We start from the raw sequence: 14,109 nt of genomic DNA on the forward strand, positions 1-14,109 counted from the left end.
GAATTTTGTCGGTTTTTGGTATAATAGCCTCTGAGAAGACGGAACGCAGGTTCCGCAGAGAAGGGGGATCACGGCATGAAGTATACCCGCAGACAGACGTGGATGTCGGCGCTGGGCCTGGTGGCCTGCTGCGTGGTCATCGCGGCCATCGTGCTGGTGGGCGTGCGGCTCAAACTGACCCGCGCGGACCCCTATCTGGCCGGACGGGATTATCTGCAGGCCATTCACGATACCTATCACACCAAGGGCGCCTACACCAGCGACCCGCTGACGTCCATCACGTTCAAAAGCGGCAACAACGGCGATCTGGATTTTGAGATCCAGGGCTATTTTGTGGACCGGGATCTGTATCTGTTCCTGCCGCCGCAGGTCAGCGAGCGTTCCCTGTGCGCCAGCTTCACGGCGCAGGGGACGGTGCGCCTGAACGGCCGCCGGCTGATCAGCGGCCTGACCCGGGCGGATTTCGCCGACGGGGCGTCGCTGGAGTGCGGCGACGCCGTGTACACCGTGCACATCCGGCGCACCAGCCTGCCCGTGATCGTGTTCGAGACCTTTGACGACGAGCCGGTGTACTCCAAAGAGCAGAAGGTCACCACCGCCATCTCCCTGTACGACGCCGGGGGCGAGCTGACCTTCCGCCAGACCGGCAGCGTGCGGGTGCGGGGCAATTCCACCGCCCAGTATCCCAAGCTGCCCTACCACGTGGACCTCAGCGAGGAAACCAGCCTGCTGGGCCTGCCCGCCTCCCGGGACTATGTGCTGCTGGCCAATTTTTCCGACTCGTCTTTGCTGCGCAACACCATCACCCACACCATGGCGCGGGAGATGGACATCGACGCCGCCATGGACAGCCGGTTCGTGGAGCTGTACATGAACGGCCAGTACCAGGGCGTGTACGACCTGGGCACCCATGTGGGCGTGGAGACCGTGGGCCTTTCCGAAAAGGGTTGGATCGCCGAGCTGGACGCCCGCACCGCGGGCACGCCTCTGTCCTGGGAGAGCCCGGTGTACGGCATTCCGCTGAAGATCAAGGACCTGGGCGAGGACATCGGCGAACAGACCGCCTGGAAGCAGATCCGCCAGGCGGTGACCGGTCTGGAGCAGGCGCTGGCCTCGCCGGACTTCACCTACAACGGCCGGCGCTATACCGAGCGCATCGACCTGGACTCCTTCGCCGTCAATTATCTTTTGCAGGAGCTTTCCAAAAACCGGGACTTTCACAACCCCTACAGCTCCTTTCTCTATGAGCGGGACGGCATTCTGTACATGGGCCCCGTGTGGGACATGGACCAGGGATACGGCAACGCCGCCGAGGAGCTTTACACTTCCGCGGACGGGCTGGTGCAGCAGGTGCTCTGGTTCGAGCGCATGGCCCAGGACCCCGAATTTCAGGCGGCCGTGCGGGAAAAATTTCAGCAGCTGCGCCCGTTTCTGGACGGGCTGGACACGTGGCTGGCCGAGCAGAACGCCCTGCTGGACAACGCCGCCACCAACAATTTCATCCCCACTTACATCGGCCTGAACGACCGCATGAACACCCCGGCGGACTACTCGCACAAAGCCATGGCCGACGAGCTGGGCTCCTGGATCAGCGCCCGGGCCGCCTGGCTTGCAGAAAACCTGCCCGGATAGGGCCGCGCATCCTTGCAGGCGCGCGCGCTTTCTGATATAATAAATTAGTTATCAGCCTGAGATTGGGCAGAGGATAGGAGAGGCAGCCATGAAAGAGCATTTCGATCCCTCTTACTCGTTTGTCGCCAACGAGGAAGAGATCCTGGATATGTGGGAAAAAGGCGACTTTTTCGGCAAACTGAAACAGAAGAATGCAAACGGACCCAAGTACCGTTTCATTGACGGTCCCATCACCGCCAACAACCCCATGGGCGTGCACCACGCCTGGGGCCGCACCCTGAAGGATACGTTCCTGCGCTACAAAGCCATGAACGGCTACCAGAGCCACTACCGCAACGGCTTTGACGGCCAGGGCCTGTGGGTCGAGGTCGAGGTGGAAAAAGAGCTGGGCTTTGAGACAAAGCGGGACATTGAGGAGTACGGCCTGGACAAGTTCACCGACAAGTGCATCCAGCGCGTGGTCAAGTACAGCAACGTCATCAAGAACCAGTCCAAGCGCCTGGGCCAGTGGATGGACTGGGACAACAGCTACTATACTTACAAAGACAACAACATCACCTCCATCTGGGCCGTTCTGAAAAAGTGCGACGAGAACGGCTGGATCAAGCAGGTGTACAAGCCCATGCCCTGGTGCCCCCGTTGCGGCACGTCGCTGTCCGAGCATGAGATGAGCGGCAGCTACAAGGAAGTGGAGCACATCGCCGTGTTCTTCAAGGTGCCGCTGGTGGAAAAGGACGCCTACATGCTGGTGTGGACCACCACCCCCTGGACCCTGACCGCCAACGCCGCCCTGGCCGTGAACCCGGAGCTGGATTACGTGATGGCGCGCCTGGACGGGGAGGAGCACCCCATCATCATGGGCCGCACCTATTTTGAAAACAAGTTCGCCAAAAAGGGCGAAGTGCTGGAGTCCTTCAAAGGCACCGACCTGGCGGGCCTGCACTATGAGACCTGCTTCCCCGAGCTGGAACTGCAGAAAGACACCGACCACCGCGTGGTCCTGTGGGACGACGTGCAGGACGACGAGGGCTGCGGCGTGGTGCACATCGCCCCCGGCTGCGGCGCCGAGGACTTTGAGCTGGGCAAAAAAGAGGGCATCGACGTGCTCATCCCCATCGACGAGTACGGCGTTCTGCTGCCCAGCTGCGGCGTGTTCGCGGGCCTGGGCGCCCAGGACGCCCGGGACCAGATCTTCGAAGAGCTGAAAAAGCGCGGCAAGATGTTCTACACCCACACCATCCGCCACAGCTACCCGGTGTGCTGGCGCTGCAAGACCCAGGTGCTGTTCCGCTGCGTGAAGGAATGGGCCATCGACGTGGAGGAGATCCGCCCCCGTCTGATCGCCAACGCCAAAAAGGTCAAATGGAACCCGCCCTATCAGGGCAAGCGCATGCTGGACTGGCTGACCAACATGTCCGACTGGAACATCTCCCGCAAGCGCTTCTACGGCCTGCCGCTGCCCTTCTATCCCTGCGAATGCGGCAAGGTCACGGTCATCGGCTCGCTGGAAGAGCTGCGCGAAAAAGCCGTGGACAAATCCAAGGTGGACGCGCTGCCCCACCTGCACCGCCCCTGGATCGACGAAGTGGAGATCACCTGCCCGTGCTGCGGCAAGCCCGTCAAGCGCGTGGAAGCCGTGGGCGACGTGTGGCTGGACGCGGGCATCGTGCCCTTCTCCACCCTGAAATATTTTGAGGACCGGGAGTACTGGAAGTCCTACTTCCCCGCGGAGTACGTGGTGGAGATGAAGGAGCAGGTCCGCCTGTGGTTCTACTCCATGCTGTTCATGAGCACTGTGCTGGTGGACGAGCCGCCTTACGAGCAGGTGGGCACCCACGGCATGGTCACCGCCGAGGACGGCAGCCGCTTCTCCAAAACCGGCTTCATGATCAAATTCGACGAGGCGGCCAACGTCATCGGCGCCGACGCCTCCCGTTATCTGTTCGCCTCCAGCCCCATGACCACCGACGTGCGCTTCGGCTACAACCTGGGCGACCAGGCAAAGCGCAAGCTGCTGGCCTTCTGGAACCTGTCCACCTTCTTCGCCACCTACGCGGAAGTGGACAAACCCTGCGTGGATGTGTCGGGGCTGGACGTGTCCAAGCTGGGCCTGGCGGACAAGTGGCTGGTCACGCTGGTGGACAACTTTGTGGCCAACGCCACCAACGCCTATGAGAACTATTCCACCAAGGACGTGATGGATCAGTTCGAAAAAGTGGTGGACGACATCTCCAACTTCTATGTGCGCATCAACCGCCGCCGCTTCTGGAAAGAGGGCGACAGCGAGGATAAGAACACCGCCTACACGGTGATGCTGTACGCCATCCGCACCATCAGCCAGGTGATGGCCCCGGCCATCCCGTTCCTGACCGAGCACGTCTGGCAGGAAGTGGTTCGCCGCTATTCCAACGAGAGCGCCGAGAGCGTGCACCTGAGCGCATGGCCCAGGGTGCTGGCGGGCGTGGACGTGAACGACCCGGTGCTGAACCAGGTGCAGGAAGTGCGCGACATCATCTCCCTGGCGCTGAAGCTGCGCAACGAAAAACAGGTGCGCATCCGCCAGCCCCTGAGCGCGCTGTACGTGTGCGGCAAAGAGGGCAAGATCACCCTGGCGCCCCAGCTGGAGAGCGTGCTGGCCAGCGAGGTCAACGTGAAGCGGGTGGAGTTCCTGGAGGACACCAGCGCCCTGGAGGACGCCTACGCGGTGCTGGACTTCAAGAGGGCCGGCGCGGTGCTGAAGGGCGACGTCAACCATGTGAAGAACCTGCTGGCCGGCCTGGAGCCGGAGGACATGCAGGCGGTGGCCGCGGCGGTGAAGGCCGGCGGCGAGGTGCGCGTGCCGGGCTACGACGCGGCGCTGAGCGCGGAGATCTTCGCGCTGAAGCACGCGCCCAAGGCGCACCTGGCGGTGGCCGAGGACTTCGGCGTGACCGCGGCGCTGGACATGACCATCACCGACGAGCTGTATGCCGAGGGCTGCCTGCGCGACATTCTGCGCCAGTGCCAGGTGTTCCGCAAGGAGGCCGGGTTCGCGGTGTCCGACCGGATCTTCGTGCACTTCGAGACGGGTGAGAAGCTGCGGGGCGTGGTGGCCGCGAAGCTGGACTATCTGGAGAGCGAGCTGCTGGCCAAGGCCAGCGACGCGCCTCTGGCCGAGCCGGATTACACCGGCAAGCTGGAAGTGGACGGCGAGACCGTCACCGTGCAGCTGAAAAAGCAATAAGAGAATGCGTCCGCGCGGCATTTGCCGCGCGGACGCATGTTTTGGAGGAATGTGGGATGGCAAAAAAGGAAGTCAAAACCAATGTGATGCGCATGCTGGACAAGGCCGGCGTGACCTATACGCCCCACGCGTACGACGCTTCGGACGGGGCCATCGACGGGGCGGCCGTGGCTCAAAAGCTGGGGCAGGACCCCGCCGCGGTGTTCAAGACGCTGGTCACCCAGGGCGCCAGCAAAAATTATTTTGTGTTCGTGATCCCCGTGCTGCGGGAGCTGGATTTGAAAAAGGCGGCGCGGGCCGTGGGCGAAAAAAGCGTGGCCATGCTCCATGTGGCGGACCTTTTGAAGGTCACGGGCTACGTGCGGGGCGGGTGCAGCCCGCTGGGCATGAAAAAGCCCTTCGTCACCGTGCTGGACGAAAGCTGCCTTTCCCAGCCGGCCATCGCCGTGTCCGCCGGGCACATCGGGTTTCAGGTGGAGCTGGCCCCTGCGGACCTGCTGAAACTGGCCCGGGCGCGCACCGCGGACGTGACCCAGGGCGATTTGGCCTAAGGTCTAAAATGTTCCCGCCGGGACAGGGTTTCTTTGTGCGTTTCTCTGAACTTCCCGAAAGCGGTTCGGCGCACATTGATTTCCCCGGAAGGACAGAGTACAATAGAGTTGTATTTTCCTTCTGAAGGGAGGCCGTCAGGATGATTCGAAGCGAAATGCTGCAAAAGCAGATGGCACACGGGCATCGTGCGGCCTTCGGCAGGGGCCGGCGCGCCGAGTACGGTTCGGGGTGCGCTCTTGTATGGGGGAATCGTGTATCCGTGTAAGCAAAGGGCCGTGGTGCAAGTGCACCACGGCCCTTCTTGTTTTGGATGGGAAAGGTGGAAAAGAACATGGAAACGAAAAAAGTAGCCATTATCATGGGGTCGGATTCCGACTGGCCCTGCGTGAAAGGGGCCGCCGCGCAGCTGAAAGCGTGGGACATTCCCTTTGAAGTGCACGTGATGAGCGCGCACCGCACCCCCGCCGCTGCCGCCGCCTTTGCGCAGAGCGCCGCGGACAAGGGCTTCGGCGTGATCATTGCCGCCGCGGGCATGGCGGCGCACCTGGCCGGGGCCATCGCCGCCAACACCGTGCTGCCGGTGATCGGCATTCCCTGCAAGGGCGGTGCCATGGACGGGCTGGACGCGCTGCTGGCCACCGTGCAGATGCCCAGCGGCATCCCCGTGGCCACCGTGGCGCTGAACGGCGCCAAAAACGCGGCCGTGCTGGCCGCCCAGATGCTGGCCATTCACGACGGGCGCATTGCCGGGCTGCTGAAACAGGCCCGTGCGGACATGGAAAAGGACATCGCCGCCAAGGACGAAAAGCTGCAGGCCGAGATCGCAGCGCTGTAACATTGCCACCATTGATTATTTTTTAATAGAGAAAGGGAGCACAGGATTATGAAAAAGCTGGAACAGTTGTACGAGGGAAAGGCCAAGAAAGTGTACGCCACCGACGACCCCAATCTGGTGATCGTGGATTATAAGGACGACGCCACCGCCGGCGACGGCGCCAAAAAAGGCACCATCCGCGGCAAGGGCGTGGTGAACAACAAGCTGACCAACAACCTGATGAAGATGCTGGCGGGCGAGGGCGTTCCCACCCACTTTGTGGAAGAGCTCAGCGACCGTGAGACCGTGGTGAAAAAAGTGGAGATCGTGCCTCTGGAGGTCATCGTGCGCAACGTGGCCGCGGGCAGCTTCACCAAGCGTCTGGGCGTGCCCGAAGGCACCGTGCTGAAGATCCCCACCATCGAGTTCAGCTATAAAAACGACGAGTACCACGACCCCCTGATCAACAGCTACCACGCCCGCGCGCTGGGCCTGGCCACGGAAGAGGAGATCGCCACCATCACCAACTATGCCTTCCGGGTCAACGACATCCTGTCCAAATATCTGTTGAAATTCAACATCCGCCTCATCGACTTCAAGCTGGAGTTCGGCCGCCTGCCCGACGGCACCATCGTGCTGGCCGACGAGATCAGCCCCGACACCTGCCGCTTCTGGGACGCCACCACCGGCGCGCACCTGGACAAGGACCTGTTCCGCCGGGATCTGGGCGGCGAAGAGGAAGCCTATCAGGAAGTCATGGCCCGTCTGCTGGGTTGAGAGGTCTGCCATGAAAGAGATTTGGAGCGATAAAGTCCACGAGGAGTGCGGCGTGTTCGGCGTGTATCGCCGGGGCGACGAACTGGACGTGGTTTCCACCACTTATTACGCGCTGTACGCGCTGCAGCACCGCGGCCAGGAGAGCTGCGGCATGGCCGTGAACGACGACGGCGTGTTCTACAAACGCCGGGAGCTGGGCCTGGTGAACGAGGTGTTCACCAAGGACGTGCTGGAGAGCATGCCCCGGGGCAACATGTGCATCGGCCACTGCCGGTACGCCACCACGGGCACGCCCGTGCGTGCCAACGCCCAGCCCTTTGTCATCCGCCATGTAAAGGGCCCCATGGCCCTGGCCCACAACGGCAACCTGACCAACGCCGCCGAGCTGCGGGAAGAGTTTGAGCTGATGGGCGGCATCTTCCACTCCACCTCCGACACCGAGGTCATCGCCTACACCATCACCCGGGAGCGGCTGACCGCCCCCAGCATTGAAAAGGCCGTGGAAAACGCCATGCCCAAGCTGAAGGGCGCCTATTCGCTGGTGGTCATGAGCCCCCGCAAGCTCATCGCCGCCCGGGACCCCTACGGCTTCCGGCCCCTGTGCCTGGGCAAGATCGGCGACAGCGACGTGGTGGCCAGCGAGAGCTGCGCCATCCATGCGGCAGGGGGCGAGTTCGTGCGGGACATCGAGCCCGGCGAGATCGTGTGCATCGACGAAAACGGCGTGCACAGCATCCGCACCCACTGCGGCAAACCCACGTCCCTGTGCGTGTTTGAGTTCGTGTACATCGCCCGGCCCGACTCGGTGGTGGACGGCGCTTCCGTGCACCGTGCGCGCCGGCGCGCCGGCGCGCTGCTGGCGCTGGAGCACCCGGTCCAGGCGGACGTGGTCATCGGCGTGCCGGACTCCGGTCTGGACGCGGCCCTGGGTTATTCCCAGCAGAGCGGCATCCCCTACGGCATCGGCTTTTTGAAGAACAAATACATCGGCCGCACGTTTATTCAGCCCTCTCAGCAACTGCGGGAGAACACCGTGCGCATCAAGCTGAACCCCATCGCCGACACCGTGCGCGGCAAGCGTGTGGTGCTGGTGGACGACTCCATCGTCCGGGGCACCACCTCCCGGCAGATCGTGCAGCTGCTGCGGGAAGCCGGCGCCACCGAGGTGCATTTCCTGTCCTCGGCGCCCAAGTTTTTGTATCCCTGCTACTTCGGCGTGGACGTGGACAGCCGCGAAAACCTGATCGCCGCCAACCATTCCACCGAGGAGATGCGGCAGATGCTGGGCGTGGACAGCCTGGGCTTTTTGAGCGTGGACGGCGTGAAAAAGATCGCCGAGGGCTGCAAGCTGGACCTGTGCACCGGCTGCTTTACCGGCGAGTACCCGGCCGAGGTGCCCGCCTCTCCCCACAAGAGCAAATTTGAAAAGAAAATTTCCGAATCCGCCGACTGAGAGAGGAGAATCGGTATGAAAAGTTATTCCGAGAGTTATAAGGCAGCGGGCGTGGACATCACCGCCGGCTACACCGCCGTGGAACTGATGAAACAGCACGTGGCCCGCACCATGACCCCCGGCGCCATCGGCAGCCTGGGCGGCTTCGGCGGCCTGTTCGAGCTGGACGTCACCGGCATGCAGCACCCGGTGCTGGTGTCCGGCACCGACGGCGTGGGCACCAAGCTGAAAATCGCCTTTTTGATGGACAAGCACAACACCGTGGGCATCGACTGCGTGGCCATGTGCGTCAACGACATCATCACCTGCGGGGCAAAACCCCTGGTGTTCCTGGACTACATCGCCTGCGGCAAGCTGGTGCCGGAGAAAGTGGCCTCCATCGTGGAAGGCGTGGCCGAAGGCTGCGTGCAGGCCGGCGCCGCGCTGGTGGGCGGCGAGACCGCCGAGATGCCCGGCTTCTACCCGAAAAACGAGTACGACCTGGCGGGCTTCTCCGTGGGTGTGGTGGAAAAAAGCCGCATTGTGGACAACACCCAAATGCGCCCGGGCGACGCCATCATCGCGCTGCCCTCTTCGGGCGTGCACTCCAACGGCTTCTCGCTGGTGCGCAAAATTTTCAACGTGGAATACGCCGACGTGCACAACTATGTGGACGAGCTGGGCATGACCCTGGGCGAGGCTCTTCTGACCCCCACCAAGATCTACGTCAAGCCCGTGCTGGCGCTGATGGAAAAAATGCCCGTGCATGCGGTCAGCCACATCACCGGCGGCGGCTTCTACGAGAACATTCCCCGTTCTCTGGCGGCGGGCTGCGTGGCGCGCATCAAACGCAGCGACGTGCGGGTGCTGCCCGTGTTTGAATTGCTGCAGAAAACCGGCAAGATCCCCGAGCGGGATATGTTCAACACCTTCAACATGGGCGTTGGCATGACCCTGGTGGTGCCCGCCGACAAGGCGGACGAGGCCTTGCGCGTGCTGGCCGAAAATGGTCAGGACGCCTACTTCCTGGGCGAGATCGCCCAAGGGGAAGAGAAAGGCGTGGAGCTGGTATGAGAGTGGCGGTGCTTGTCTCCGGCGGGGGAACCAACCTGCAGGCGCTGATCGACGCCAAAGCCGCGGGCAAACTGCCCAACGCCCAGCTGGCGCTGGTGGTGGCCTCAAAGCCGGGGGTGTACGCTCTGGAGCGGGCGGCCAAAGCGGGCATCGAGACCGCGGTGGTGCGCCGCAAAGACTACGCCAGCGCGGACGCGTTCAACGACGCCATGCTGCATACCCTGCAAAGCCACGGCATCGAGGCCGTGGTCCTGGCGGGCTATCTGTCCATGGTGGGGCAGAACGTGGTGCGCGCCTATCCGGACCGCATTTTGAACATCCACCCCAGCCTGATCCCCTCCTTCTGCGGGGCCGGGTACTACGGACTGCGGGTGCACGAGGCGGCGCTGAAAAAAGGCGTGAAGGTCACAGGCGCCACGGTGCACCTGGTGAACGAAGCGTACGACGACGGACGCATTGTGCTGCAAAAGGCCGTGTATGTGGAAGAGGGGGACACCCCCGAGACCCTGCAGCGGCGGGTGATGGAACAGGCCGAGTGGGAGATTCTGCCCCGGGCTTTGGACCTTTTGACCAGCGGCCGGCTGTAAAGCGGCGCGAAAGGAGCTTTTTATGGATCATTTAAGTCTGGCGGCAGAGCTCGCCATCAACGCCTATCCCGGCCGGGGCATTGTCATCGGCCGTTCTGAGGACGGCAAAAGCGCCGTCATCGCCTATTTCATCATGGGCCGGTCGGCCAACAGCCGCAACCGTGTGTTCACGGCCAGGGACGGCGGCATCATCACCGAAGCCGCGGACCCCGCCAAGCTGGAGGACCCCAGCCTGATCATCTACGCGCCGGTGCGGGTGCTGGGCCACAAGACCATCGTCACCAACGGCGACCAGACCGACACCGTGTACGACGCGCTGAAAAAGGGCAAAAGCTTTGCCAAGGCCCTGCGCAAGCGCACCTTTGAGCCGGACAGCCCCAACTTCACCCCCCGCATCTCGGGTCTGGTGAAGGTGAAAGAGGGCGAGATGAGCTACAAGCTGTCCATTTTGAAATCCGACGGCGGCAACGAAGCCTCGGTGGAGCGCTTTTTCTTCGAGTATCCGCAGCCCGTGGCCGGGGAGGGCCGGTTCATCCACACCTACCGGTGTGACGGCAACCCCATCCCCAGCTTTTCCGGCGAGCCCGAGCGGGTGCGCATCGCGGGCAGCATCGACACCTTCACCAACATGGTGTGGAACAGCCTGAACGAGGCCAACAAGGTGTCTCTGTTCGTGCGCTTCATCGATTTGAAAACCGGCGAGGCCGAAGACCGCATCGTCAACAAATACCAGAAGACCGAGGGCTGACCCGGCCTTTCAAGGAGGCTTTTTCATGAGAGAACTGGAACTGAAATACGGCTGCAACCCCAACCAGAAGCCCGCCCGCATCTTCATGCAGGAAGGCGAGCTGCCGGTGGAGGTGCTCAACGGCCGCCCGGGCTACATCAACTTTCTGGACGCGCTGAACTCCTGGCAGCTGGTGAAAGAGCTGAAGGAGGCCACGGGCCTGCCCGCGGCGGCGTCCTTCAAGCATGTGTCTCCGGCGGGCGCCGCCCTGGGCCTGCCCCTGACCGACGCCATGAAGAAAATGTACTTTGTGGAGGGCATGGAGCTTTCGCCTCTGGCCTGCGCCTATGCCCGCGCCCGCGGCGCGGACCGCATGTCCTCCTTCGGTGACTGGATCGCTTTGTCCGACGTGTGCGACGAAAGCACCGCCCGGGTCATCCAGCACGAAGTGACCGACGGCGTCATCGCCCCGGGCTACACCGACGAGGCCCTGGCCATTCTGAAGGCAAAGCGCAAGGGCGGCTACAACGTGGTGAAGATCGACCCCGCCTATGTGCCGGCCCCCGTGGAGCACAAGGACGTGTTCGGCATCACCTTTGAGCAGGGCCGCAACGAGGCCAAGTTCGGCCCCGAGACCTTCTCCAACATCGTCACCCAGAACAAGACCCTGACCGAGGCCCAGAAACGGGATTTGATTTTGTGCCTCATCACGTTGAAATACACCCAGTCCAACTCGGTCTGCTACGCCGAGGGCGGCCAGATCATCGGCGTGGGCGCGGGCCAGCAGAGCCGCATCCACTGCACCCGCCTGGCGGGCAACAAGGCCGACATCTGGCATCTGCGCCAGCACCCGAAGGTGCTGGGCCTGCCCTTCCGCAAGGACGTGTCCCGCCCCAACCGGGACAACGCCATCGACGTGTACATCTCCGACGAGTGGGAGGACGTGCTGGGCGACGACGTGTGGGCCGATACCTTCACCACGCGTCCCGAACCCCTGACCGCCGAAGAGAAAAAAGCGTGGCTGACCCAGTTCCATGACGTGTGCCTGGGCTCCGACGCCTTCTTCCCCTTCGGGGACAACATCGAGCGGGCCCGCCGTTCGGGCGTCAGCGCCATTGTGGAGCCGGGCGGCTCCATCCGGGACGATCAGGTGATCGCCACCTGCGACAAGTACGGCATCGTCATGGCCTTCAACGGCCTGCGGCTGTTCCATCATTGATATGATCCGCTTGATGACCAAAGCCCGGTGGGCCGAGCTTCTCTGCGCCGGGGCGTTCCTGGCTGCCTGCGGGTGGGCGGGGGCGTCCCTGACCGGGGCGGCGCTGTTTGCCGTGCTGGCGGTGCTGGGCATCTGGCTTCCGGGCCGGGCGCTGGCCCGGGTGCTGGGGGCGGAACAGGCGGGCCTGCCGGCCACTGCCGGAACCGTGTTCGGGCTGGGGCTGTGGGCCGTTGTCACAGCGCTGGCCTCGGCCACGGGGCTGCACGCGCTGGTGTGGGTGCTGCCTGTGGCGGGGCTCGCCAGCCTCTTCGCAGTGCGGGGGACCATCCCGGCCCCCGACAACGCCCGCGCGCTGGTGCGGGCCGCGTTCTGGCTTGCCTGCATCGCCGTGTGCGTGCTGCCCAATGCCCACGCTGTGGCCGCGGGCGCCGTGGAGCCCAACCACGACTTTTTCTGGAACCTGGGCAACGCCCAAAGCTTTCTGCAGGGGCTGCCGCCCCAGGACCTGCGTTTTTCCGGGTACACCATCACCTATCACTGGCTGTCCGAGCTGCTGGCCGCGGGCTTTGCCATGGGCGGTGTTCCCCTGTGGGACGCGCTGGCCTTTTACCTGCCGGTGTTCTGTCTGTGGCTGCTGGCGGCCGTGCTGGCCGAGTGCGGAGCCCTGTGGTTTGAAAGCCGGAAAAAAACCGCCGTGTTTTTTGTGCTCACCTTCCTGTGCGGCGGCGCGGGGCTGTGGAAGATCTTCTCCTACGGCCGGTGCCCCTTCTGGAACCTGAGCGTGTATCATCTCATCAGCAACGTGAACGGCATGGGGCTGACGACCCTGCTGCTGGCGGGCTTCGCCGCCGGTGTGTGGGCGCTGTGGAACGCCCCGAAACCCTGGCTGTGGGCCTTCACCGGGGCGGCCTTCGCCCTGTTGTGCTTTGCCAAGGGCCCGGTGGCGGGTGTGGCGGCGCTGGCTTTTGCGCTGGCGGCGCTGGTGCGCTTTGCCTTTGCCCGCACAAAGCAAAACGGTGCCGTGCTGGCCTTTGCGGCGCTGCTGCTGGCCGGATTCGCGGTGCTGTTTCGGGTGTTTTTCTCCGCGGGTGCTTCCAGCAAGATCGGGTTTTCTCTGTTCGGCACCCTGGAAAAATCGTATTTTACCAATTTTGTGGCGCTGCTGCGGGCCAAAAGCCCCCTGCTGGCCGCGGTGTGTGCGCCGCTGTTCATGCTGGCCCAGACCGTGTGCTTCGCCCCGGCCTCCACGCCGCTGTTTCTGGCGGGGGCCGTGGGGGACGTGCCCCGTCTGCCCAAGCTGGGCGGGCCGCGCCTGTTTTTCACCGCCTGCGCTGCGGGCGGCTTTGCGGCCTTTTTCCTGTTTGACCACGAATCCATGAGCCAGATGTACTTCGCCTTCATCGGGCTGTTTTTCGCCAATGTGCTGGCCGTGCAGAATCTGGACGGATTTCTGGCCTTCTGCGCCCGCCGCAAAAAGGCGCTGGCCGCAGTGTGCAAAGGGTGCGCCGCATGTCTGGTGCTGGTGGGCCTTGCAGGCGGTGTGTTCACCGGCGTGCAGATGGTGGGGGACGGCCTGACCACCCCCACGGGCGACGCCGCGCTGGCCGGTGAAAAGGACCTGGCCCTGACCGCCGCCGAGGAAGAGGCGCTTGCATGGGCGGGCGAACACCTGCCCGAGGGCATTCTGCTGGCCACCAACCGCAGCCATACGGGCGTGGCCAAAGAGGGGCTTTCCAACGTGTACTCCGGCATTTCCGGCCGGCCCTTCTATATGGAGAGCTTCAAGTACGCCGTGTCCAACCTGGGCGTGGACAAGGCGGAAGTGGACAGGCGGGTAAGCGAGATGAAAACCCTGTTCGGCCCCGACGAGACCGCCGATGGGGCCGCCGCGCTGTGCCGCGAGATCGGCGTGGGCGCGGTGATCTACTGCAAAACGGCGGCGGAAAAAGGCTGGGACATCACCGAGCAGACCCAGCCCTCGCTGTTCGCCCAAAGCGCGGTGGACGGCTTTGAAACAGTCTATGAAAACGACGATGTGACCATTTTTGTGTTGCAATAAACGGAGGGAGTTT

At 63.3% G+C, this 14,109-nt stretch carries 12 protein-coding genes; all 12 read left to right on the forward strand.

Annotation, left to right across the window (positions count from 1 at the left end):
• Window positions 1–75 precede the first annotated feature (75 nt).
• The 12 genes from ACKTS9_RS12140 to ACKTS9_RS12195 all read left to right on the forward strand — a co-directional run bounded on the left by ACKTS9_RS12140 (window position 76) and on the right by ACKTS9_RS12195 (window position 14,096).
• Window positions 76–1,632 (forward strand): CotH kinase family protein, encoded by a 1,557-nt coding sequence (locus tag ACKTS9_RS12140; RefSeq protein ID WP_407881059.1) that lies wholly within the window; start codon window positions 76–78, stop codon window positions 1,630–1,632.
• A gap of 88 nt (window positions 1,633–1,720) precedes the next feature.
• Window positions 1,721–4,855 (forward strand): isoleucine--tRNA ligase, encoded by a 3,135-nt coding sequence (gene ileS / locus ACKTS9_RS12145; protein WP_407881061.1) that lies wholly within the window; start codon window positions 1,721–1,723, stop codon window positions 4,853–4,855.
• 56 nt (window positions 4,856–4,911) lie between these two features.
• Window positions 4,912–5,406: a Cys-tRNA(Pro) deacylase gene (gene ybaK / locus ACKTS9_RS12150; protein ID WP_407881063.1), complete on the forward strand. Its 495-nt coding sequence runs from the start codon at window positions 4,912–4,914 to the stop codon at window positions 5,404–5,406.
• Window positions 5,407–5,546: 140 nt separating this feature from the next.
• A complete protein-coding gene (locus ACKTS9_RS12155) occupies window positions 5,547–5,672 on the forward strand; it encodes a hypothetical protein (protein ID WP_349213946.1) in 126 nt (41 codons plus the stop codon).
• Between the two features lie 66 nt (window positions 5,673–5,738).
• Window positions 5,739–6,242 carry a 5-(carboxyamino)imidazole ribonucleotide mutase gene (gene purE / locus ACKTS9_RS12160; RefSeq protein ID WP_407881066.1) on the forward strand — a complete coding sequence of 168 codons (504 nt, stop codon included), beginning with the start codon at window positions 5,739–5,741 and terminating at the stop codon, window positions 6,240–6,242.
• A 48-nt stretch (window positions 6,243–6,290) separates the two neighbouring features.
• Window positions 6,291–6,998, forward strand: a complete 708-nt coding sequence (purC, locus tag ACKTS9_RS12165) for a phosphoribosylaminoimidazolesuccinocarboxamide synthase (protein ID WP_349213950.1) — start codon at window positions 6,291–6,293, stop codon at window positions 6,996–6,998.
• A 10-nt stretch (window positions 6,999–7,008) separates the two neighbouring features.
• Window positions 7,009–8,451, forward strand: coding sequence for an amidophosphoribosyltransferase (gene purF, locus ACKTS9_RS12170; RefSeq protein WP_407881069.1), 1,443 nt, complete (start codon window positions 7,009–7,011; stop codon window positions 8,449–8,451).
• 15 nt (window positions 8,452–8,466) lie between these two features.
• Window positions 8,467–9,504: a phosphoribosylformylglycinamidine cyclo-ligase gene (gene purM, locus ACKTS9_RS12175; protein WP_349215926.1), complete on the forward strand. Its 1,038-nt coding sequence runs from the start codon at window positions 8,467–8,469 to the stop codon at window positions 9,502–9,504.
• Window positions 9,501–10,091, forward strand: a complete 591-nt coding sequence (gene purN / locus ACKTS9_RS12180; RefSeq protein ID WP_407881072.1) for a phosphoribosylglycinamide formyltransferase — start codon at window positions 9,501–9,503, stop codon at window positions 10,089–10,091. Before purM ends, purN begins: the two co-directional genes overlap by 4 nt.
• Before the next feature lie 22 nt (window positions 10,092–10,113).
• Window positions 10,114–10,839 carry an IMP cyclohydrolase gene (locus ACKTS9_RS12185; protein WP_407881074.1) on the forward strand — a complete coding sequence of 242 codons (726 nt, stop codon included), beginning with the start codon at window positions 10,114–10,116 and terminating at the stop codon, window positions 10,837–10,839.
• Window positions 10,840–10,864: 25 nt separating this feature from the next.
• Window positions 10,865–12,037, forward strand: coding sequence for a phosphoribosylaminoimidazolecarboxamide formyltransferase (locus tag ACKTS9_RS12190; RefSeq protein ID WP_407881076.1), 1,173 nt, complete (start codon window positions 10,865–10,867; stop codon window positions 12,035–12,037).
• 1 nt (window position 12,038) lies between these two features.
• Window positions 12,039–14,096: a hypothetical protein gene (locus ACKTS9_RS12195; RefSeq protein ID WP_407881078.1), complete on the forward strand. Its 2,058-nt coding sequence runs from the start codon at window positions 12,039–12,041 to the stop codon at window positions 14,094–14,096.
• Window positions 14,097–14,109 lie beyond the last annotated feature (13 nt).

It is taken from the genome of Owariibacterium komagatae (assembly GCF_045865535.1).
GTDB lineage: Bacteria > Bacillota > Clostridia > Oscillospirales > Ruminococcaceae > Ruthenibacterium > Ruthenibacterium komagatae.